Here is a 24,186-nt window from a genome sequence, read left to right as displayed (position 1 = left end):
TGGGGATTGCAGACTAGATGACAGCCAAACAGCATATATTTCGTGTACGCCGCAATTACAACAAATGGGTCGGCAACCAAACGTTAGAAGATTATGCCCTGCGCTTTACCGCCAAAAGCGCACGTCGCTGGAGCGCCTCTCGTGTGGCTATAACCGCACTCGGTGCCATCTCTTTTTTAGCACTCGAAGCCATCGGTGGTACTGTCACCCTCCATTACGGTTTTACCAACGCTATTGCCGCCATCTTTGCGGTGAGCTTGATTGTTTTACTAACGGCAACCCCCATCAGCTACTACGCCGCGAAATACGGCCTAGATATCGATCTATTAACTCGCGGCGCAGGTTTCGGCTATATTGGCTCGACCATCACCTCGCTTATTTATGCCTCTTTTACGTTTATCTTTTTTGCCTTAGAAGCCGCCATCATGGCGATGGCGTTAAAACTGTTATTTGGTTTACCGTTGGCCCTCGGTTATTTAGTCAGTGCCCTTATGGTTATTCCTCTGGTGGTCTACGGCATTACTTTCATCAGTCGCTTTCAGGTCTGGAGCCAACCGATTTGGCTTATTTTACAACTACTGCCTTTTATTTTTATTATTTACGCCGATGCCAGCGCCGTCACAGACTGGACTCAATACACGACCAGCGCCGCTCCCACTGGCGAATTTGACCTAATGCTTTTTGGCGCAGCTTGTGCCGTTATGTTTGCCCTGATTGCCCAGATCGGTGAGCAGGTTGATTTTTTACGGTTTATACCCGAGCCCACTCCGGCAACGCGCAAGCGCTGGTGGTTGTGCACCATGGCTGCCGGCCCCGGCTGGATCTTGGTCGGTGCTATTAAAATGTTAGCGGGCTCCTTTTTAGCCGTTTTAGTTTTAGGCCACGGCATTAGCTTAACCGAGGCCGCTGACCCCACCCAAATGTACACCATTGCCTTTGGCTATATTACCGACTCGCCAGAAATAGCGCTGGCCGTCGCCGGTATTTTTGTGGTTTTGTGTCAGCTTAAAATTAATGTCACCAATGCTTACGCAGGCTCCATCGCATGGTCTAACTTTTTCTCACGTCTCACCCACTCGCATCCCGGCCGAGTTGTCTGGTTGGTATTTAATGTTGCCATCGCTTTGCTACTAATGGAGCTTGGAGTCTACCAAGCTCTGGAGCAAACCCTTGGTTTTTACGCCATTATTGCGGTCGCGTGGGTTGGCTGTTTAGTGGCTGATCTGACTATCAACAAACCCTTGGGATTGTCTCCCAAACATATCGAATTTAAACGCGCCCACTTGTACGACATCAATCCAGTTGGCTGTGGCTCGATGATTCTTGCCACTTTATTAGGCATGGTGAGCTATAGCGGGGCATTAGGTTATGCCCCTCAAGCCTTAGCCCACTTTATAACACTCGGGTCTACACTCATTTTTGTTCCCTTAATCGCATGGCTGACAAAGGGCCGCTATTATATTGCCCGTGAATTAATTGCCAGCGATATTGAATTTGATCAAGCCGACCAAACAAGCGCCATGTGTTGTATTTGTGAACACCGCTTTGAACGCGAAGATATTAGCCACTGCCCTGCTTATGCCGGCAATATTTGTTCACTGTGCTGTTCATTAGATGCCCGCTGCGGCGATTACTGTAAACCGGGCGCGGGTTATTCAGAGCAGCTGCGGTCGGCGCTAACACGCTTTTTACCCGCAGCCTTAATTCCTGAGGTTAATTCACGTATTGGTCACTTTTTAGGGCTGCTCGGGGTAATAAACGGCTTTTCAGCGCTGCTGTTATCGCTTATTTATTTTCAAAGCCCAACGCCTAATACTGCCACGACATTATGGAAAGTATTTTTTTTACTGGTCATTATTACCGGCATTATTAGTTGGCTGTTTGTTCTCGCACACGAAAGCCGAGTTGTGGCACAAGAAGAAACTCAACGACAAACACGCCTGCTAACCGAAGAGATTACAGCCCATCAACATACTGACCGAGAGTTGCAGCGAGCCAAAGATACCGCCGAGGCGGCCAACCAAGCCAAAAGCCGCTACCTAACCGGTATTAGTCACGAGTTGCGATCGCCCCTCAATGCGGTACTGGGTTACGCCCAATTACTGGAGAAAGACACCTCTATTCCCGATTCAAAGCGTGCCGCCATTGCCGTGATTCGTCGCAGTGGCGAACACCTTGGGGATTTAATTGAAGGTTTATTGGATATCTCTAAAATTGAGGCAGGTCGCCTCGACTTGCATATGGAACAAGTACGCCTCCCTCAATTGCTAGAGCAATTAGTGTATATGTTTCGGCCAGAAGCGGAAAACAAAGGCCTAGAGTTTGATTATATTTGCTCCAGTCACTTACCAGAATTTGTTAAAACCGATGAGCAACGCTTACGTCAGATTCTTATTAATTTATTATCAAACGCCATTAAATACACCGAGCAAGGCCGAGTAACTTTTAACGTGCGCTACCGCTCGCAAGTAGCCGAATTTACCATCACGGATACCGGTGAGGGTATCGCGCAACAAGATGTCGAGCGAATTTATCGCCCCTTTGAGCGCGTTAAGCGCCCCGGTAGCACTATCGCAGGTACCGGTCTGGGCCTAACCATTACACGCCTGCTGACCGACATTATGGGCGGCGATATTGCTCTTGAAAGTACTCCCGGCCAAGGCAGTACGTTTAAAGTCACACTGATGTTGTCCAGCATTCATCCAACCCAAGCCGAGCGCAGCGAAAATATCAGCGCGCATATCACCGGTTATCACGGCCCGCGTAAAACGCTGTTGGTAGTTGACGATGAGGCCAGTCACCGCGAATTAATACAGGCCATTTTAGCGCCACTGGATTTTCATCTAAAATTTGTCGATAACTCGCTGGATGCAGAACAAGTTGCACTAGCGACTAAACCCGATCTTATTATGCTGGACGTCAATATGCCCGCACTGTCTGGCTGGGAGCTAGCACAACATTTACGCGCCGCGCATATTAACTGCCCGATTGTTATGGTATCCGCCGACGCTCGCGAAGATCAATCGGCTTACATAACACCCGCGCCCCATAATGCTTACTTGGTTAAGCCGATAAAAATTGCCAGCCTACTCGATAAAATCGGTGCGCTGCTTGATATTCAGTGGTGTCACGATGCTATTTCGGCGAATCAATTGCTCACCTCGGACGCTCCTGCCGTGCTTGCCAATTCAACCATAGGCCCACAGCTCGAAATGAGTAACGCACTTAGGTTACCGGACGAACCCCATCGGCAACAACTGGCGACACTGGCCACCATTGGTCACAAAAGCGGACTCATTCGCTACTTAAATACCTTAATGGCCGAGGGGAAGTGTCAGCGCGACTTTTTTGAGCGATGCACTGCGCTTACCGATAATTTTCAGTTTGAACAACTTACCGAACTCTTAAAAGGAACATCCGATGCAAACGGCTAAACCCGACAAAATCGTTGCGCTAGTAGTAGACGATGCCATCGACAGCATTCGTATGCTCAACGATGTTTTGGAAACCGCCAATATGACGGTCTTGGTTGCCCTTGAAGGCTCGCAAGCATTAACTATCACTCAAAATATTACCCCAGACATTATTTTGCTGGATGCCATCATGCCGAATATGGATGGCTTTGAAACTTGCCGAGCCCTTAAAGAAAACCCTAAATTGATGGATGTGCCGATTATCTTTATGACCGGTTTAAGTGACACCGAGCATGTAGTGATGGGACTCAAATCGGGTGGGGTCGACTATATTACCAAGCCCATCAATGCCGCTGAGTTAGTGGCGCGCATGCAGGTACATTTAGCCAACGCACGGATGGCTCGCAGTGCTCGAGCCGCACTTGATTTAGCAGGACAAAATTTATTTGCCGCCGACTTACAGGGGCAACCGCTGTGGGCAACGCCCGCAGTACACGCACAACTGGCCAATGCCGGAACAGCCCAGGAAGCGTTACAAACTCAGCTCAACGATACTCTAGCGCGCTGGTTTAGTCACAAGCCCGAGCCCGGACACAAATTGAATTTAGATTTTTTACCCACGCCACTGACTGTGGAGTTTTTAGCGCTGGTCAATCAGCATGAGCATTTACTCAGACTGATTGACACCCCTAGCAACGAAACCAACACGGATGTTTTGCGCCGTAAATTTACCGTTACTCAGCGCGAAGCCGATGTTCTACTGTGGATTGCCAACGGTAAAACCAACCGTGAAATCGGCCAAATTTTAGACATGAGTCCACGCACAGTAAACAAACATTTAGAGCAGATTTTTAGAAAGCTCGGCGTTGAAAACCGTACCTCTGCCGCAGCTCTCGCGATACGCGCACTGGTAGAGTTGGCTTAAGTAAAACGATAATGGTTAATCATCAAAATCAACGTCGGCATTGACCCAACCAACAAAGTCCGTCACTAAACGCTCTAACTTTTGCGCAGTGACGGCATCGGTTAACTTGCCATCTTCAAAGCATGTGTGGGCACTGCCGACGGCAAACTCTGGACAGGGGAATACTGCGGTTAAGGTGCCGCCCAACACTTGCTTAAGTTGCCCTTGGGCACGCACTCCGCCAGCGGGGCTCATAGATGCACTCATGATCAACGCGGGAATATGTGCCAGAACAGAGCGGTACGCCGGACGGGAGACCCAGTCGATGGCGTTTTTAAGCGCACCGGGAATGCCATAATTATACTCCGGCGTAGCAATTACTAAGACATCGGCATGTTCAATTTGATTGAGTAACACTGCCACCGATTCGGGCTTTATATCGCCATCGATGTCTTGATTATACAAAGGGATGGTTGCAATATCGGCTTCGATCCACTCCACGTCCAATGCATCTTCGCCGGTTAAAAAATGCTCCCGCGCGGCCAATAATAATGCTGAATTAAAAGACTCTTTGCGCAAGCTGCCGCTGATAGCTACAACCTTCATAATAACCTCTGAGATTAGGGTAGGATTAAATTGCCCTACCCTACCTCAGAGGCGCCTGCCACGTCACTGAAAATTTACCGTTTAACCGCTAACGATTACGCTGCGGCACGGAGTGCGATTCGTCGGACGGCGAAAACCAACGGCCAATGCGACGGTTTATATGACTTAGATCATTCATCACTAAGTACAAACACGGCACCAAGATAAGCGTTACAAAGGTGGCGCACAACACACCATAGCCCAGCGATATTGCCATGGGGATGACAAACTTCGCCTGTAACGAGCTCTCAAACATAATCGGCAGCAAGCCAATAAAGGTGGTGAGCGAGGTTAAAATAATCGCCCTAAAGCGGCGCTGACCACCGTTCATCACGGCATCGAATAACGTCTCGCCTCGCTCGCGCGCTTTATTGACGTAATCCACCATGACCAACGAATCATTGACCACCACGCCGACCGCCGCAAAAATACCAAACAGCGATAAGCCGCTCATCTCGTAACCCATGATGACGTGCCCCCAAATAGCGCCAACCACCCCAAACGGGATTACCGACATAATCATCAACGGCTGGGTATAAGAGCGCAAAGGCAATGCCAGCAAAATATAGATCGGCAGTAAAATCTTCATGAAGTTAATAAGAAAGTCGGTAACACTGTCGCGCTCCTCTTTTAGGTTACCCGCCTCTTCAATCTCAATGTTTGGATAGCGCTCGCCCACATCGGAAAACACCCCATCGCGCAACTCATTAGCTACCTGCAGCGGTTGCACCTTGGCAAAATCGAGCGAAGCCCATAGGGTAATCGTGCGCCGACCATCTTCGCGGTACACCTGGTTCACGCCCTCAACCAGCTCGATATCGGCCACTTCCATCAAAGGCACTTTGCTACCCTTAGGGGTGGTAATAAGCAAATCATTAACCGCCCCCAACACATTGCGCTCAGACTCGGGGTAACGCACCATCACTTTAATTTCTTCACTATTGCGCACAATGCGCTGCGCCTCAATGCCGTACAAACTGTAACTGGCCTGCGCCGCCACATCAGCGGTGGTTAATCCCATACTGGCGGCCAGCGGTTTCAGCTTAAAGCGCGCCTCTTGGGCACCGACTTGTTCAGAGTCGTTAATCTCGTAAACTCCATCGATACTGCCCATCGCCGCACGCACTTGGCTCGCCACCTGACGCATATTGGTAATATCGTTGCCGATAATTCGAAAGCTGACATCGCCATCGTTAGTGCCGCCGCCCATCACGGTATCGGCGATTTCAAGACTTTTTAAGCCGGTAATATCGGGCATTTGCTCACGCCACTTGGCCGACAACGCAAAGGTGCCAATTGGACGATCTTCTGGATCGACCAACTTCACCTCGACTCGCGCTTCAGTGCGTCCCTCCATCGACACAAACAAATTGTCGATCATCGGCTTGTGGTACTCGTCGATAGTCTCGGCTTCTATTTTTTTGATCATCTGCTCGACACCAAGCATCGCATCCATCGTATCTTGCTCGGCCACACTGGCGTTCATTTCCAGAGTTACACGGACAAAGTCGTTGGGGATTTTGGGTTGATTGACAAACTTAACCAAGCCACCGGCAAACAAAGCGCCGGTAATAAAGATAACGCCGGTAAAAATTGCCATAACGGCGTATCGATTCGCCAAACACCACTGCAATAACGGACGATATTTATGGCTAATAAAACGCTGTAAGTGTCGATCAATAAAATTCTGTAGCCGATATATTAGATTGCTTGGATTAGGCTTTAGCGGTTTCATGTGGGCCAAGTGGGCGGGTAAAATCAACTTGGATTCGACCAGTGAGAACAGCAGACAAAACACCACAACAAAGCCGATCGCGCGAGGAAATGCAGATTGCGGGCCGGTCTCGAGCACCATAGGAAAAAACGCGGCACAGGTGGTTAACACCCCAAAGGTGGCCGGCATCGCGACCTTTTGCGCACCGCGAATCACATTGTCGATACTCTGGCCTTTCTCTTCCACCTCCGTGTGTACGCTTTCGCCAATCACAATGGCATCGTCAACCACCACCCCCAAGACCATAATAAAAGCGAATAAACTACCAATATTAATGGTTACATCTACCCAGCCCATAGGCAGTAACATAATGGCGCCTAAGAAACTAACCGGCAGCCCCATCATCACCCACATGGCAAGCTTAATACGCAAAAACAACGCAAGAATAATAAACACCAACAAGCCACCCCAAAACATGTTGCTCAGCATCATGTTCAAACGGCCATCGAGGTAATAGGTTAAATCAACCCACGGCTCCAGTGTTACGCCATTGGGTAATGTCTTGGCACGCTCGGCGATATAGCCATCGACAATATCAGCGACATCACCAATACTTTGGTCACGCGTCGCCCCGACAAAAAAGGTCACGGTATTGTGACCATTCATTTTGGTGTAGTTGATGCCCTCTTCAAAGCCGTCATTAATGGTAGCGACATCGCCCAGTAAAATTTTAGTGCCGTCGGCTCGGGTGCGCAGCGGCAAGCGCTCAAACTCCTCCCCGACATAAGCCTGATCTTCTACCCGAACCGAGATAAACCCTTCTTTAGCCCGTATCTGGCCGGCCGAGCGATTCGTCGACCAATTGCGCACGGCCGCCGCGATCTCTTCAAACGACAAATCGTACTCATAGAGTTTATCGCGGCTCACCTCAATGGCGATTTCGTAATTGGCACCACTGTAGTAATCGACAATACTAACGTCATCCAACGCGCGCAGTTCATCGTGAATCCGCTCGCCCAAACGCTTTAAATCGTGATTATTAAGGTCGCCATAGAGACTGACGTACATCACCTCTTGACGGTATTTGACGCGACTGATTTGTGGCCGCTCCATGCCGTCGGGAAAACTCGAGATAGAATCGACCGCCGTTTTTACCTCATCCAGCACCTCTTGGGCATCGTACTCTTCCATCACCTCAATACTGGCCGAGGCATTGCCGCGGTTAGAGCGGGTAATAACGCGCTTTAAACCCTGAATACTGGCGAGCGATTCTTCCAGCTTAACGGTAATGGCTTCTTCTACATCCTGCGGTGCCGCGCCGGGGTAGGCAATATTAATGTTGAGCCAGTTAATTTCAATTTGCGGAAACATTTGCTTGCGGATAGTCATGGCGGTTGCCACACCCAACAGCAAAATAAAGATCATCAGCAAATTGGCCGCCACACTGTTGCGGGTAAACCAAGCAATAAGCCCCTTGCGAGTAGCGTCGTCGTGCTCCATTATTGCTCTCCCTGATCGCGCTTGGCCGCCGACAATGCTTGCCCAGAGGCAGCACTGCTCGCCGATTTAACCTCGGCTGCACGTTCATCAAACCGCTTCAGTGCCATACCCGCAACAGGGTATTCCAACGAGGTTGTCACCAGTAAATCGCCGTCTGCAATACCGTCGGTAACCACACTCTCGCCGCCGATATGACGCAACACCGTTACCGGCTTGAGCTGTAATTTGCCTTCGTTATAGACCGGTACAGCACCATCTTTGATTAAGTTTCGTGGGATACGCACCGCATCGCTCAAATTGCGGCCGACGATGTTAGCCACCACAAAGCTGCCAAACACCAAATCGGCCTGCTCCACATCAAGACTCTCGCCCTTTAGGTTGTAGGGGTCATTTACCCGCGCGACCAAATAACTCATCCGAGTATCGTCGTCGATCACCCCTTCGGTACGTACAATCTTGGCCTGCCAGCGAGTGTCTGTGCCCATGGCATCACCACTTAACTCAACTTGGCTGCCTACGCCATCGCCTAACAAATACTGCAGCTCACCGTTGGCAACAGGCAAACGTATTTCGGCACTGCTTATGTCCAACACTTGTCCCATCATTGTGCCGACATTCACAAAGGTGCCCAAACTGACATTGCGCGCCGCCACTAAAGCATCATAAGGCGCGATGATTTGCGTCCGGTCTAGATCTTTTTGCGCCTGTTTTAACGCCGCCTTTGCTGCTGCCACCTGCGCCTGCGCTTGCTTTAATTGCGGTTTACGCAAACCCAGTGCCGGCGCGGGATGATCGCTCACCCCCTGCCACTCAACTCGGGCCACCTCACCCTGAGCTTGCTCTAACTCTAAGGCCGCCGTGGCGCTGGCAAGCCCAGCACGCGACTCCTCTAAACGCACTTGGTAATTGGTCGGGTCAATCTGTGCTAGCAACTGACCTTTTTTAACAATGCCGCCACGAACAAAGGCTTCGGCAATCGAATTGATCTCGCCGCTGACCTGAGCCACTAACTCGGTGCTATACCTAGGCTGCACGACACCACGCGACAGCACCTGCAACTGAATCGCTTCCGTTTGCAACGGTTGTACATTGACCAGGGCTGCAGTTTCCTCTACCACTTTATGCGGCGGTGGTTTGCGCATCGACGCCATAAAGAAGGCAATAACAATCGCCACCAGCAAAATCACAAACGGTAAAATCCAGCGCTTTTTTCTGCCGTTAGTTCCTAGGTTAGACATGTACAACCTGCTCCTGTGTCACGATCATTGTTAGTATTGTCATACGGTGTTTATTACTGTGTGGCTCAGCCCCAACAAAAGGTCAGCTATCATACAACGTTGTAAGTTTTGACGCCTACGGGTTCTTGTGTGGTTTTGTCCCAGCTTGCTCAAACACACAGCCCATCTATATAGCGATAGCGCGACAGGTCCAGTAGTGCGACAAAATAGACGCGATAAGCCCGCAAAAAGTTGCGTGCGGTGGCATTTTCTTTTGTTATGGCTCATGCCTCTGATCTGCTCGCCCAGTATAGGGTGGCGCCTACTGCGGCACTCATGCACAATAACGGCCCACAATTTTTGCGCAGGCGATTTAGCATGTTGTTACCACGAGCCCTTTGGGCTGCGAGTCTAGCCCTGTTCGCCAGCGGCGCACTTGCTGCGGAACTCACCGACAGCAATACAATGCCGCGCTACCAGAGCCTCGAGCAGTGTTTAAAAGAGCAGGTCGCGCACGCTGCGCCCGAGTCGAGCATTGCTCAGTTGCGCGAATCCTGCCGCTTACTGTTGGTGGACACCACAAGCAACACATTGCACGAACAAGACATTGGTGTACTCAACACTCGGTTGCGTGTCGAGGCCATTAGCAGCGCTAACCGTTTTGTTCTAACACCGCACAATCGCACTTACGTCCTGCCGCTCAATTACTCCCAGCATACCAATGCTGCGCCTTTTGAAGAGGCCGCCGGTAAGCCGACCGATTTACAAAACACCGAGATCGATTTTCAAATAAGCCTAAAGGTGTTGATCGCTCAAGACTTACTGCACGACAACGGCAACCTTTATATCGCCTACACCAATCGCTCGCTCTGGCAAGCCTATAACAGTGATATTTCACGCCCCTTTCGCGAGACTAACCACGAACCCGAGCTGCTTTTTTCAGCCACCAACGATTGGCAAATTTTTGGGTTTCGCAACGTGTTAAACCAAGTTGGCTTGGTGCACCAGTCCAACGGTCAATCTGGCACCTTGTCGCGCAGCTGGAACCGTATTCGAGCACGCTCGGTGTTTGAGCGGGGCAATTTAGCGCTGGCTTTCGCCCCTTGGTATCGCCTGCCCGAGAAGCTCGAAGATGACGACAACCCAGATATTGAAGATTATCTAGGTCACTACGAAATAACCGCAGCCTACGCCTATAAAGGACATATTATTGACACCACAACACGCCGTCCTTTTAGCGACAAAGGCTCGGTAGAGTTGGGTTGGAGCTTTCCGCTGCGTCCCACCGTTCGCGGCTATTTAAAATATTTTCATGGCTACGGTGCCAGCTTGATCGATTACAACGTCGAGACCCAATCAATTGGTTTAGGGGTCGTGTTTAGCGATCTATTCTAGCCCGAGCTGCGTATCAGTTGTTATAGCCTACAACTCTAGGAGACAGCCCATGCGCGCCCGCCCTTGGTTTAGCCCCGTACTTATAACGTTTCTTATTGCATTAACCGGCTGCGCCGGTCCAAACATAGAGCAATATCAAACCAATCGCCCCAACTTTGCCCCCGAGCAATTTTTTCAGGGGCCATTAACGGCCCACGGGGTATTGAAGAATCGTTCGGGCCAAGTCACGCGCTACTTTAACGCCACCATTGACGCCAGCTGGAGCAATGGCATTGGTACGCTGGCAGAGCGTTTTGTGTTTGACGATGGCGAAATACAACACCGCACCTGGACGCTCACCCCCACTTCAAACACCACATTTAACGCAACCGCGGGCGATGTGATTGGTACCGGTACCGGCGCCACCTCTGGCAACGCACTTAACCTTAATTATGTGTTAGAGGTCGATTATAAAAACCGTAAACTCAACCTAGCGGTAGACGATTGGATGTGGCGAGTTGATGAGCACACCGTCATCAACCAATCGACCCTCAGTAAATGGGGCTTTACCGTTGGCACCATTCAGCTAGTGATTAGCCGGCCGCAACAATAACTACCCGCGCCGAGCACTCTAGAGCAAGCATTAACGACGGCCGTCTCGGTGCGGCACAAGTCATCTGCAGCTGCTTTAAGACCGCCTAGGGCTGGTACTTAAGGGCGACTTTGTGTATAAAGTTGTCGTAGCTCAGCCGATTCAATATGAAAGCGACAAGCGCAAAATATCGCTTGTACAGATCTTAATCGGCTACCCTAATGCACCTCAAAGCCGATTTGAATAATACCTAATTATGGTACAACAGAATAATCGACCAACAGGCACAACTCTGCGACAGTCGGCATCTGCCGGCGTGCCGGTGCACAGCCGTCAAAGCAGACACTATCATCCCTACTACCTCGATCCCCCAGCATGCTAACCCCTCGCTGTTATCTAACTATTATTTAATATTGGTGCTGCAGCCGCTCGCGCCAAGTAACTGGGGTGTCTTAACACCATGACATTATTAATTATTATCTTGTTGCCTTTAATAGGTGCCGCTATACCCTTTATGACCGAGCGTATGGGGCGCACGATTTGCGCCTACTCGGCGGCAATCGGCCCACTGATTGCGTTAGGCTTACTGATCGGTAGCGCACCCACCATTTTCAACGGCACCATCCTCTACAGCCAATTAAGCTGGCTGCCGTCGCTAGGGCTCAACCTCAATTTACGCCTCGACGGCTTAAGCCTGATGTTCGGCCTTCTGATTGTCGGCATTGGTCTACTGGTAACGCTCTACGCCCGCTATTATTTATCGCCGCGCGACTCACTGGCTAAACTTTACGCACTGCTGCAATTGTTTATGATGGCGATGCTCGGCATCGTCATGTCCGATAATCTGATGCTGCTGATCGTCTTCTGGGAAATCACCAGCCTCGTGTCGTTTTTACTGATCGGTTACTGGTCCAACCAGTCAGATGCCCGCAAGGGCGCGCGCATGGCATTAGCGGTAACCGGTGCCGGCGGTTTATGTCTAATTGCCGGGGCTCTGTTAATCGAGCGCATTGTTGGCAGTTTTGAGATGGGCGCTATTTTTGCCGCTGGCGATGAAATTCGCGCGCACTCAAGCTACCCGGTTATTTTAATATTGGTGCTACTGGGCGCCTTTACCAAATCGGCACAGTTTCCGTTTCAGTTTTGGCTGCCTCACGCCATGAACGCCCCCACCCCAGTTTCAGCCTATTTGCACTCGGCCACGATGGTTAAAGCTGGGGTATTCTTACTGGCGCGTATGTATCCGGCGCTAGCGGGTACCGATTGGTGGTTTTATATCGTCACCTTTACCGGCATGACGACCATGCTGTTTGGCGCTTACAACGCGCTGTTTAAGCACGATCTAAAAGGCCTGCTGGCGTACTCTACTATCAGTCATTTAGGCCTGATTACCATGCTATTTGGCTTTGGCACCCCACTCGCGGTAGCCGCCGGTATTTTTCATATTATTAATCACGCCACCTTTAAAGCCTCGCTATTTATGGCGGCCGGTATTATCGACCATGAAACCGGCACTCGCGATATGCGCAAAATCAACGGTATGTGGAAGTACATGCCGCATACCGCCCTACTGGCCATGGTGGCAGCACTGGCAATGGCCGGCGTGCCGCTACTTAACGGCTTCTTAAGCAAAGAGATGTTCTTTTCCGAGGCACTGCACCTAGAGTCTATGGGGATGTTTAGCTGGGTATTCCCACTGCTGGCGACTCTTGCAGGCCTATTCTCGGTGGCCTACTCGGCACGATTTATTCACGACGTCTTCTTTAACGGCGAACCAATCGACCTGCCCAAGTTTCCGCCCCACGAGCCACCGCGCTATATGATTGTGCCGGTCGAGATTCTAGTAGGCCTGTGTTTACTGGTGGGCATTGTCCCCAACCTGACCGTCGCCCCCTTTTTAGAGGCCGCCAGTCTCGCGGTGTTGGGCGAGCAAATGCCCGAGTACCATATTGCGATTTGGCACGGCCTTAACTTGCCCTTGATCATGAGCTTTATCGCAATGGCCGGCGGCGTTCTAATGTACAGCCAACGCAAAGGCCTATTTGCCTTTTACGAGCGCAAATACCGCCACGACGAAAAAGCCGTGTTTGAAGCCCGAGTGCAGTTTTCGGTACGCATCGCGCAACACATTACCGACCTCGTTCAAAACAACTCACTGCAACGCTATATGGCGCTGCTAATAGCCACAGCGGTAGCGGCGATTGGTTATGCGCTGTGGGGCATGCCGCAATTGTTTGGGCCTATCGCCATCACCGAGCTCGAACCGGTGAGTTTGTTATGCGCGGTGATTTTAATTGTCGGCGCTTTAGGCACGGTATTGCTACACCACAACCGTTTAGCCGCGCTGTTATTGCTAAGCGTGGTGGGCTTGATTGTCTCGCTCATCTTTGTCCGATACTCGGCCCCCGACTTAGCGCTCACGCAGTTGTCAGTCGAGGTGGTCACCATCGTGCTATTGATGCTGGCGCTGTACTTTTTGCCACAACTTACACCCAACGAATCGGGTGGCAAACGCGTTAGCCGCGATATAGTCCTAGCTGGCGCAGCGGGTATCGGCATGGGCTTAATAACCCTCGCCATGCTCACCCAACCGTTCACATCGATTTCTGAATACTACCTTGCCAACAGTGTGAGCGGTGGTGGTGGTGCCAATGTCGTCAACGTTATTTTGGTCGACTTTAGGGGCTTTGACACTCTGGGCGAAATTACCGTTTTAGCGATTGCAGCGGTAGGTATTTACGCCATGCTCAACGGCTTACACCTACCCCTTCCGGGTGCCGATGGCGAAGGCCGGCGCTGGGACAAAGAGCCTCACCCCCCTATTTTGGCGGTAATGGCGCGCATCTTACTGCCGCTGGCGTTACTGGTGTCGGTGTTTATCTTTTTGCGTGGCCACAATGCGCCGGGCGGCGGATTTATTGCCGGACTGGTTACCGGGGTTGCACTTATTTTGCAATACGTCGCCTCGGGCACCGGCTGGATGCAAGAACGCTTGCGCTGGCGCTATCGCCGGGTTGCGGTATCGGGGGTGTTAATTGCCGCACTTACCGGCATCGGCAGCTGGTTTTTTGGCTACCCGTTTTTAACCTCGGCATTTGGTCACTTTAATATTCCGTTAATTGGCGAAGTTGAGATCGCCTCGGCCATGATGTTTGATATTGGTGTCTACACCACCGTTGTAGGAGCCACCATGCTGATCTTGGCGCACTTGGGTCGGCTGGCGCAAACCAGCCACTCACCCCGCCCCGCTACCAGTATGCCCTACCGTAGCAATGAACTGACCAAAGGAGAGCCGTAGTGGAACTGTTAATGGCTACTGTGATTGCCGTGCTGACCAGTTGCGGGGTTTACCTGTTGCTGCGCGGTCGTACTTTCCCGATTATTCTCGGACTAACGCTGCTTACCTATGGCGTCAATCTATTTATCTTTGTTTCGGGTCGACTCAGCCCTGGCAGCAGCACCATTATTGGTGTGGGTGAGCAATACGCCGACCCGATCCCTCAGGCACTGGTACTAACAGCCATTGTGATTAGTTTTGCCATGACCGCGTTTGTACTGGTCTTGGCCCTACGGGCGCGAGCCGAGCTTGGCAACGATCACGTAGACGGTCGCATTAGCGTAGAGGATGTAAACTCGTGAGTCATTTGGCTATTGCACCGATACTTATCCCGCTGCTTACCGGCATCTTATTATTGCTCGGCACCGGCCGCCCCCTTAAGGTTCAGCGCAGCATCAGCTTTTTAAGCGTTACCGCCCAGCTGTGTGTCGCCACCGCGCTTATTGTTGGCGCCGCTAGGGGCGACTATACCGTTTACGCACTGGGCAACTGGGCACCACCGTTTGGCATCGTCTTGGTGGTCGACAGACTGAGCGCCTTAATGGTGTTTACCACGGTAGTGCTGGCGTTTTTTAGTCTTTGCTACGCGGTGCGCAACAACGACAAGCCCGCCGACAGCTTACACAGCGTTGTGCACTTTTTATTAATGGGCGTAAACGGCGCGTTTTTAACCGGCGATTTATTTAATTTGTTTGTGTTTTTTGAGGTGCTACTTATTGCCTCTTACACACTGCTATTACACGGCGGCGGCGCGGCACGTATTAAATCGGGGCTGCACTATGTGCTGCTTAATTTGTTTGGCTCTAGCTTATTTTTAATAGCGGCCGCCATTTTATACAGTGTAACTGGCACACTTAACATGGCCGACATGGCGGTAAAGGTGGCCAATGCAACACCGGCGCAAATCCCCCTGCTCACCGCTGGGGCATTATTGCTGCTGGTAGTGTTTGGCCTTAAAGCGGCTATGGTCCCTATGTATTTTTGGTTGCCGCGCGCTTACGCATCGGCATCGGCTCCAGTAGCCGCAATGTTTTGTATCATGACCAAAATTGGTCTATACGCCATCATCCGATTTTACACGCTTGTTTTTGGCAATGATGCCGGTGCGCTGGCCAATATCGCTCAACCATTTTTATGGCCGCTGGCATTGATCACGCTAGCTCTGGGTGCCACTGGCGCGCTCGCGGCGCGCGAGTTGCGGCTGCAAATTGCCTATTTGGTTATTGTCTCGGTCGGCACCCTGTTGGCAGGTATTGCGCTTAACAATACTGCGGCCCTAGGCGCTACGCTATATTACTTAGTGCACTCCACTTGGGTGTGTGGTGCATTGTTTTTACTGGCCGACATTATCATGCGCCAACGTGGAGCAACTGCCGATCGAATCATTACCGGCCCCGCCGTACGTCAAGCGGTAAAACTTGGAGGCTTATTTTTTATCGCCGCCGCCGCCATTATTGGTATGCCGCCGCTGTCGGGTTTTATCGGCAAGCTGATGATTTTAAAGTCAGCCGAAACCGATCAACAAACGTTTTGGTTGTGGAGTATCGTGCTATTGGCAAGCTTTGTCATGATCATTGCCCTAAGCCGCAGCGGCAGCACTATTTTTTGGCGCACCGAGAACCGCGTAGCAAAAGCCGACAAAGCTGACCGCGGCGCCTTATTGACGGTCATTTGCATGTTAAGTTTAACCTTAGTGTTAAGCCTAGCCGGTGATCCGGTGGTGCGTTTTACCCAAGCACTGGCGCAGCAAACCATGACGCCCTCTTTATACATTAATGCCGTGCTAGGTCACCAACCTATTAGCCGTGCTCACGCACCAGGAGCTGCGCATGACTAACTTAACGCACAAAAAAACACTGTTTCCACACAAACTTCTCAGCCTGTTTATGCTGTTTTTATGGCTGCTTATGGTTAACAGCATCAGCCCTGGGCAGTGGCTACTGGGTGCGCTTTTAGCGTGGGGAATTCCGTATCTTACGCAATCGTTTTGGCCGCAATCGATGGTGCTATCATCGCCACTGCTTGCCACGCGCTTTATTCTTTTAGTGTTGTGGGACATCGTTTTCGCTAACTTTCAAGTGGCGGTACTCATTTTAGGTTCGCGCCAAAAACTACAACCCGCGTTTATGAAGGTCCCCTTAGCATTAAAGCAAGATTTCACCATTACCTTGCTGGCTAACACCATCTCACTAACACCGGGAACGGTCACTGTGGATTTACAAATGCAAGAGGGCTACTTGCTGGTACACAGCCTGCACGTCACCGACATAGATGCCGCCATTGCCGAGATCAAGCGGCGCTATGAAGCGCCCTTAAAGGAGATTTTTGAATGCTCGACTCCGTAATTCGAATCACCCTGTTTATGATCGCGCTGGCGCTGGCACTTAATCTTTGGCGCCTGTGTATCGGGCCGTCGCTGCCCGACCGTATTTTGGCGCTCGACACCATGTACATAAACACTATTGCCCTGCTGATATTATTTGGCATGCACGAGCGTAACAGCCTTTTCTTTGAGGCGGCGCTATTGGTTGCAGTGATGGGCTTTGTCGGCACAGTGGCGCTGTCTAAATACTTACTGCGCGGCGATATCATTGAGTAAAAAAATGATTCAGAACATTAAGCTAAAGGGCACATTATGAGCGTAGCACTAGAGATTTTAATCAGTCTGTTATTATTTGCAGGCGCTTGCTTTGCCTTGGTGGGCTCACTTGGGTTGGCTCGGCTGCAAGATTTTTTTATGCGCCTACACGGCCCCACCAAAGCCACCACACTAGGCGTAGGCAGTATTATTATCGGCTCGATTGTTTTTTTCTCAAGCCAAACGCAAGGGCTAAGTTTACACGAGCTACTGATAGCGATGTTTTTGTTTATCACAGCCCCGGTAAGTGCACATATTGTTGGCAAGGCCGCATTACATATGCAACTGCCCTGTGAAGAGCGCACTAAAAATATCCCTTGGCCAACAGACGACACTGACAATTAATCATCTTAATGCTCAAAACACTGAGCATTAAGATGATTTTTTAGTGTTTTAAACTTTAGAAGCGTTAACCCTACTAGGCTTTTTTGACCCTGAAATTGCGTGGCGACCGGTACATCCACCACAGCCACACGATGACCGCATCGGCAAAAATCAGTGCTTGCCATACATACAAGTGCGCCCATTCAAACGCCGTCTCGCTCCACTGCCCCAAATAAAACAAGCTAATAATACGCAGTAGATTAACGCCGTGTAAGGCCACCATGCCAACCAATAAGCCTTTGAGCTTGTAACTTAATGAGGTTGGAAATGCGAGTATTGCCGAGGCTAATAAAATACTGGCCTCTACAGCATTGCAACCGGCCAGTATTTCAATACCAAAATTTGTGTGGGTGTTCCAAATAATAGCGTCACGAGCGTACACGCTGGAATCAAATATTTGCAAGATACTCGCCGACAACTGAGCCAGCATGTAATTAAAAGGTTTAATTACATGCTGCTGTACCGGCTGCAGTAACTCAGTGACAAACAACACCCCTTGCAACACTAAAAACTTTAGCCAAAACAAACCTATTTTAAATTCGGCTTGAGGCGCCGCTAAAGTGTTGCTGGTCATGGCAATTATGCATTCATGCCATGACTGCGGCGCCAGTGGTAGGTCGTGCCCACCATAAATAATGACAAGGCCAATAGCATCCAAAATGACAGCGTAGGCGCGCCTTTTTCGCCACCTCTAAAGGTGCCCGGTGGTTGCGCAGCGCAACGCGCCAAGCTGGTAGGATACTCAGCAAGTGCTTCGGCCTCTGGGCTTTCGATGCGAATCGTTAAGTCCTCGGTGCGGTCATCAACAACCTCGACCCACTCTCCTGCAACATAAGACCAACCCGGCCAGCTTACGGGGTCACCGCTGCCATCGACTTCGGTACCGGGCCACAATAAAGTGCCATTGGAGGCTTGTGCAACAAGCTGCTCAACCAATCGGCCACCCGCCGTAAACCACGAGATGGTAAATTGCGGACCGGGACTGTCAAAGCTTAAGCCATTAGATAACACCTCGTAATCGACCATAAACATGTCGTTATCACAGTAGCTATTCAATTGCAGTGACAAGCCATCCAGGGCGGTCCCATCTGTTAAGAATTCACCAAAGTTGTATTCGGTCGCGTCGTCACCTGGCGCGAGTACCACAGCACTAATAACGTCATCAACCGTATCATCACCGGCATGACTGCCAGCGGTATCCATGCCGTCAAGCCAACCGTTAGGGTGCGTTTCGGTCACGGTATACTCGCCCGGAGGCAAATCGGTAAAACTATAACTACCATCGGCGGCGGTTTGAGTCACCAGTGTTTGGGCATTAGTTGTGTTGGTTAACGTAATCGTAACATTGCCAATACCTTCTTCACCCGCATCGATCACGCCATCATTGTTACGGTCGTGATAGACATTACCGGCAATACTCGCAGGTAGCACCTCAGAGAAGTTGTTATTGGGTGAACCACTCACCTCTTGGGCATCGCCGCTATTTGTCAACTCTATAGCGACAATCTGGCTGGTAGTAACACTCGGATTGCCAGGCGTACCCACCGTGCCACCACTACCGTTGTAAGGTGTAATAACACCTTCAGTGGTGATGCTGTTAAGCGTGTTGCTAGGCTGCACCGGCTGACACACCGAGTAGCTGCCAGCGGGTAGCTCGGCAAACAAATAATTGCCCTGGGTATCAGTCTGTTGTGTCTCTAAAAGCGCATCACTACAGGTGGCACCACTGCGCAACTCAATGATGTTATTGGCAATCGGGGTAGAATCGCCAGGTATAAATAGGCCATCGGGTACGGCTTGGTTATCTAAAAACACCTTACCCGAGATATAACCTAATGTGCTGACTAACAATGGTGCATTGACAGGATCTTCGTTCGGGCCAAAGTTACTTTGCAACGCCCCTACCGCAAAACTATTAAGGTAATCGCCAGCATCGGGGGCAGTTACATCTACCTCGATACGACAACCACCGGGCGGGATAATCGCACCATTGTCTAATACCACCGAAGTCGCACCAGCATTTGCCTGTATCGCCGCATTACCATCTGGGCATGAGGTAAACAGATTAGCCGGCGCGGCAACTTCCATCTGCGATGGCAGTACCGGCAAGACATCTTCTAACGGTGCGCTTAGCACCATATTCGCTTCGTTGTTGTTGTTAATGGTAATGGTCAAACGCGATACGCCATTAGGCGGTATAACCGGCGGCTCAAACTGCTTACCCAGAGTGCCCGGCTCGCTCACAATTAGCTCAGCTTGAGTTGGCTCTTCGTTTTCAATTTCTTCAAAACTTGTAACACCACCCACTGGAATTTCATTCACGTAAGTCCCAGGGATATTACTCAATACATTAACGCTAACCGTACAGCTGCTACCTGCATTGCCAGTGGCGGCTAAGGTGATGCCGGTAGCAATAATATCGCGCGACGATGACGGCGCACTTACCACAGCATTGGTACAGGTTGTTTGAATATTAGGAACAGTACCGACCACTAACCCTTCGGGTAGCAAATCGGTAACGCTGACCTGAGTTAGCTCGATGTCGTTAGGGTTTTCTAAACGTATGACTAACGGCGCGGCCACCCCCGGCAAACGATTAGCACTACCGGTAGTAAAACCAACTGGATTACCTGCATCTAAGGTAAAACCGCCAATGGCCTTATTCACCAAAATATGCTGACGCACTTCTAGCGTATCGGTGGTCTCAGGGTGATCTACAGGCACAGCACTAATGGTGATAGCGTTGGCCGGAATCGTATTAACGTAAGAGCCTTCGGTGCTGGAGAAGACATCAATCTCTAGATAACAAGTGGCGGCCTCACCGGCAATGGCGGGACCAAGGTTACCATTAGTCATTTGTACACTGTTATTGCCCGGCCAAGTAATAACCGCGCCACCGCCACAATTACTAAACGGATTAGGGTTGGCTGCCACTTCCAATCCGGCAGGCATTGTGTCTACAACATCAAACCCACTTAACGATTCATCGCGCGTATTTAAAAAAGTAATTCGTAAACGCGATACCGCACCTGCGGCCACCACTTTAGGGGTAAAGTTTTTGTTAATACCCACACCGCTTGATGTACTAAGAGTACTTTGTGCAAGCGTTGTACTGTTAGTGGCGCCTTCATTGGTCTCAATCGAGTTCATCGGGATGGTGTTGGTGATAGTACCCACCTGGCTCGAGCTAACATTAACACTGACGGTACACACCGCATTGGCCGCAAGATTAGCGCCAGATAACAATACCTGATCACCACCTGGTACGGCACTCACCACACCTCCCGGACAACTGGTAGACACTTGGGCCGATGACGCTATGGTCATACCATTAGCCACACCAGAAACGAGTCCGTCATCGGTAAAGTAATCGGCCAAACGCAGATTGCTAAGTTCTTGGGTCGAGTTGGTAATGGTGATAGTTAACTGTGCCGACTCACCCGGAGCAATATTACCCGGAACAATCGATTTAGAGATAACAGGAACCGAAGGCGCAACATAAGTCAGCGTGGCGCTAACATCGGTGCGGTTTAACAAACCACCATCGGCCGTCACATCACCCGGCTCCAAGGTGTTAGTCCAATCGGCAGTGCCGGTAACGGCAACGTTAAACAATAAATCACACGTAGCGCTTGGGGCCAGACTTGCCCCCTCAAGTAGTACCGTCGAGCCGCCTTCGATGGCGGTAACCACGGTCGAGCCATTACACGTTGTGTAGGCGTTAGCCGGAGTTGCTATGACCATATTAGCAGGTAGGCTATCTTCTACTCTGATACCGGTAATCGGACGGTTTGCATCTAAGTTACTCAAACGAATACGTGCCGTCGATTCGCCCCCTGGACCAACACTCGCAGGTGAGAAGCTCTTTGTCGTATTGAGTGCGTCGTTATAAGTTAAGGTCGCCGTATCATTGGTATTAACCGGTAAAAAAGTACCATCAGCATTGGCCTGTATCGCGCTAACCGTGGCGGTATTGGGATAGACGCCCGCCGGCCCGACAACATTCACCTCAATATAACAGCGCCCAGGAGCATTGGAGCTACTGTTGCGCGCACTTACAGCACCGCCATTTAAGCTAACCGAGGTATCGCCTGGTATGGCGGTAACAGTGCCGCCACAGGTGTTACCGGGGTTGGCCGGTGATGCGACCCTTAATTGTTGAAATGCGCTGCCGCCGGTAGGAAAGGTGTCACCAATCGCCACTGTACTCAGCGGATTATCGGAGTAGTTAGAGACCTCAATCCGCATTCTTGAGACGGTACCTTCGCTCAATGCACGGTTTTCTTCGCCATCGAAGGTTTTTTCCAAGCTGATCACCGCTTGATGATTAGCATTCACCTGCTGTGAGGCGCTACCATTACAATCTGCAGCATTACCATTAATTTGCACCGCACAAGCCGCGATCTGATTGCTGGTGTCTATAGTACTGTTCGGGTCAATCATGGCCCAAAAGGTAATGGTACAAACGCCTGGGGTACTGGCATCGGTACGCTGAGGCAATGTGGGGATGGAAAACAATAAATCGTTATCTCCCTCTACCCGGCCATTAAGGTCTAACACCCCACAACCTGCAGAAAGAGTCGGGGCAAAGCCACCATTAGTGAGTAGGGTTGCACCGTTTTGCAGTTGATCGGCAACGGTAACATTAGTTGCATCAGTGTCGGAGAAGTTCTGTACGGTAACTTGGTAGCGCACGGGGTTACCCGGTGCAACATTGGTTGGACTTTGGCTTTTTAACACGCGCAAACGGTCGGCAACAATCACCGTAGCCGAGCGCTGTTGGCTAATAATACCCGGCACACCTACATCAACAGCCCCTTCAGGAATGTTATTGGTGTATGTCGTAGGCAGATCAGATGCCGGCGTTAAGCCAGTATAATCTACCGTTAACGTACAAGAGCCATTGGCGGGGATATCAAAACCCGACGCCTCAAAGCCTTGCCCGCCAGAGATGATAGATTCAATACCACCGGGGCAACTGTTGGTAACCCCTGTGGCCGTCAAGCGGTCCTCATAAGGCGCGGCCGAGATAGGGTCGTCCGCAAAACCAACAACCGTAAGCGGGGCATTACCATTGTTAGCTAAGGTTACTGTAAAGGTACTGGGCACCCCACTGGCTACTGGGGTTGCCGCAAAACCTTTACTTACCGCCAGTGGCGAGCGAACCGTGATATTGCGATTAGCATTGTTCGAAGGCTGCAAGCCTTCATCACTGGTAAAACTGGCGTTATTGATACTGTTTTGGGTACCAATATCATAATCACCATTGGTATGGCGAGCTGCGATCTCTACCTCAATAGTACAACTGCTGTTGGGCGCCAAGGTGCCGCCACTTACCGCCACTTGCGCGGCAGAGCCCGGAGTTAAGCCCACAACTGCATTCACTGCACCGCCAACACAGGTGCCCGTCGCGGGTGTGCCGGTCGGTTCGATAACTGCCCCATCAGCGCCGCTGGTAGGAAACACATCCACAAACCCAAAGTTGGTTAATGGCACATTAGCGTCATTATTATTGACGGTAATTCGCAAGGTTTCTGTAGCGCCACCCAAAATAGCCGTGCCATTTCCGCTAGGAAAACCTTTAGACCAAGTTGGCCTAGTCACAGCGCGTACAGTAATGGCCTGTGGGCCGCCACTAAAATTCTCGCCTTGATCGCTACTCACAGCGCCCGCCGCCAAAGTATAAGAATGCGAGGTACTGGCACCATTGCTCGACCAAGCAGCAACCGGAATATCGAGATAACAAGTACCCAAGCTTGGATCACCAAGGTCCTGATGAGGTACCGTCAAACCCGAAAGTTGAATGTCCGCCATGCCTGCTGTGGTTGTTAGTGTTCCGCCGGTACAACCTGTACCACTAATAGTCGCCGCGCCAATCACTCTTAGTCCGCCTGTGGCGGTCGTTGGTAACGCTTGGTTCAAATTCACATTGGTCAGGTCAATGCTATCTGAGTCGTTAGCCAAGGTGATGCGTAAGCTCGTGGCTTGCCCAGGATAAACCGTATCGGGATCACCCGAGCCGGTATTGACCTGTACAGAAAAATCGTTGTTAGGTGCAGCGTGTGCACCAGAGAAGAGCGCTAATAATAAAAACGCCAAGATGGTAGAAGACTTAGCACCCAGCTTAGCAGGGCTGCACCGTTCAGAATCGTTGCTTAAAAACCACATATAAAGGTTAGCTCCATAAACCACTTACATTTTTACGAGAAAAGTGAACCGGCAAGGCAGACAGGCTCGACTGGCGGATAACTAATCGCGCAGTGTAGTGAAGAGGAGCCCCCACTTCGCGAACGAAAACTATCCAAACTCACAAAAACTCACAGCAATTGAACTGGAAAACTAAAAGAGCTAACCTGAAAGGTTTTAACAAATAAGAAATGAAATTTATGTAGCGGTATTGATGAGGTTTTAGCAGAATTTTAACGAAGACTTAACAAGTTTTTATAAAAAATAACAGGAAATAATAGC

General features: G+C 50.5%; 15 protein-coding genes. 10 read left to right on the top strand and 5 right to left on the bottom strand.

All coding sequences use genetic code 11. From position 1 onward, the window contains the following. Positions 1 to 17: 17 nt before the first annotated feature. Positions 18 to 3,434, top strand: a complete 3,417-nt coding sequence (locus GILYN3_RS02370; protein ID WP_049721364.1) for a hybrid sensor histidine kinase/response regulator — start codon at positions 18 to 20, stop codon at positions 3,432 to 3,434. Continuing rightward, positions 3,421 to 4,338, top strand: a complete 918-nt coding sequence (locus tag GILYN3_RS02365) for a response regulator transcription factor (RefSeq protein ID WP_049721363.1) — start codon at positions 3,421 to 3,423, stop codon at positions 4,336 to 4,338. Before GILYN3_RS02370 ends, GILYN3_RS02365 begins: the two co-directional genes overlap by 14 nt. A gap of 15 nt (positions 4,339 to 4,353) precedes the next feature. On the opposite strand, the gene GILYN3_RS02360 is transcribed toward GILYN3_RS02365, so the two are convergent. The 3 genes from GILYN3_RS02360 to GILYN3_RS02350 form a co-directional block, all read right to left on the bottom strand. Continuing rightward, the gene (locus GILYN3_RS02360) at positions 4,354 to 4,923 is read right to left on the bottom strand and encodes an NADPH-dependent FMN reductase (protein WP_049721362.1); all 570 of its coding nucleotides are present in this window, start codon (positions 4,921 to 4,923) and stop codon (positions 4,354 to 4,356) included. Positions 4,924 to 5,011: 88 nt separating this feature from the next. Then, entirely contained in the window at positions 5,012 to 8,176 is a 3,165-nt protein-coding gene (locus tag GILYN3_RS02355; protein ID WP_049721361.1) for an efflux RND transporter permease subunit, read from the bottom strand. Further along, positions 8,176 to 9,414, bottom strand: a complete 1,239-nt coding sequence (locus GILYN3_RS02350; RefSeq protein ID WP_049721360.1) for an efflux RND transporter periplasmic adaptor subunit — start codon at positions 9,412 to 9,414, stop codon at positions 8,176 to 8,178. The genes GILYN3_RS02355 and GILYN3_RS02350 overlap by 1 nt, the downstream gene beginning before the upstream one ends. Positions 9,415 to 9,771: 357 nt before the next feature. On the opposite strand from GILYN3_RS02350, the gene GILYN3_RS02345 reads away from it, so the two are divergent. The 8 genes from GILYN3_RS02345 to GILYN3_RS02310 all read left to right on the top strand — a co-directional run bounded on the left by GILYN3_RS02345 (position 9,772) and on the right by GILYN3_RS02310 (position 17,679). Next, positions 9,772 to 10,788, top strand: a complete 1,017-nt coding sequence (locus GILYN3_RS02345; protein WP_049721359.1) for a phospholipase A — start codon at positions 9,772 to 9,774, stop codon at positions 10,786 to 10,788. Positions 10,789 to 10,837: 49 nt separating this feature from the next. Continuing rightward, positions 10,838 to 11,380: a DUF3833 domain-containing protein gene (locus GILYN3_RS02340; RefSeq protein WP_049721358.1), complete on the top strand. Its 543-nt coding sequence runs from the start codon at positions 10,838 to 10,840 to the stop codon at positions 11,378 to 11,380. A 439-nt stretch (positions 11,381 to 11,819) separates the two neighbouring features. Continuing rightward, on the top strand, positions 11,820 to 14,657 hold the full coding sequence (locus GILYN3_RS02335) for a monovalent cation/H+ antiporter subunit A (protein WP_049721357.1): 2,838 nt from the start codon (positions 11,820 to 11,822) through the stop codon (positions 14,655 to 14,657). Next, positions 14,657 to 14,998, top strand: coding sequence for a Na+/H+ antiporter subunit C (locus tag GILYN3_RS02330; protein ID WP_049721356.1), 342 nt, complete (start codon positions 14,657 to 14,659; stop codon positions 14,996 to 14,998). Before GILYN3_RS02335 ends, GILYN3_RS02330 begins: the two co-directional genes overlap by 1 nt. Continuing rightward, positions 14,995 to 16,533, top strand: a complete 1,539-nt coding sequence (locus GILYN3_RS02325; protein WP_049721355.1) for a monovalent cation/H+ antiporter subunit D — start codon at positions 14,995 to 14,997, stop codon at positions 16,531 to 16,533. Before GILYN3_RS02330 ends, GILYN3_RS02325 begins: the two co-directional genes overlap by 4 nt. Beyond that, positions 16,526 to 17,041 carry a Na+/H+ antiporter subunit E gene (locus GILYN3_RS02320; protein ID WP_049721354.1) on the top strand — a complete coding sequence of 172 codons (516 nt, stop codon included), beginning with the start codon at positions 16,526 to 16,528 and terminating at the stop codon, positions 17,039 to 17,041. Before GILYN3_RS02325 ends, GILYN3_RS02320 begins: the two co-directional genes overlap by 8 nt. Further along, positions 17,026 to 17,295, top strand: a complete 270-nt coding sequence (locus GILYN3_RS02315) for a K+/H+ antiporter subunit F (RefSeq protein WP_049721353.1) — start codon at positions 17,026 to 17,028, stop codon at positions 17,293 to 17,295. Before GILYN3_RS02320 ends, GILYN3_RS02315 begins: the two co-directional genes overlap by 16 nt. Positions 17,296 to 17,331: 36 nt before the next feature. Next, positions 17,332 to 17,679 (top strand): Na+/H+ antiporter subunit G, encoded by a 348-nt coding sequence (locus GILYN3_RS02310; protein WP_049721352.1) that lies wholly within the window; start codon positions 17,332 to 17,334, stop codon positions 17,677 to 17,679. Positions 17,680 to 17,752: 73 nt separating this feature from the next. On the opposite strand, the gene xrtH is transcribed toward GILYN3_RS02310, so the two are convergent. Both xrtH and GILYN3_RS02300 read right to left on the bottom strand, forming a co-directional pair. Next, positions 17,753 to 18,292 (bottom strand): exosortase H, encoded by a 540-nt coding sequence (gene xrtH, locus GILYN3_RS02305; protein WP_049721351.1) that lies wholly within the window; start codon positions 18,290 to 18,292, stop codon positions 17,753 to 17,755. 5 nt (positions 18,293 to 18,297) lie between these two features. Continuing rightward, the gene (locus GILYN3_RS02300) at positions 18,298 to 23,886 is read right to left on the bottom strand and encodes a DUF7933 domain-containing protein (protein ID WP_049721350.1); all 5,589 of its coding nucleotides are present in this window, start codon (positions 23,884 to 23,886) and stop codon (positions 18,298 to 18,300) included. Positions 23,887 to 24,186 lie beyond the last annotated feature (300 nt).

This window comes from Gilvimarinus polysaccharolyticus (assembly GCF_001187555.1).
GTDB classification, from domain to species: domain Bacteria; phylum Pseudomonadota; class Gammaproteobacteria; order Pseudomonadales; family Cellvibrionaceae; genus Gilvimarinus; species Gilvimarinus polysaccharolyticus.
Note: the sequence above shows the minus strand (reverse complement) of the source record. Positions and strands in the feature narration are given on the sequence as shown.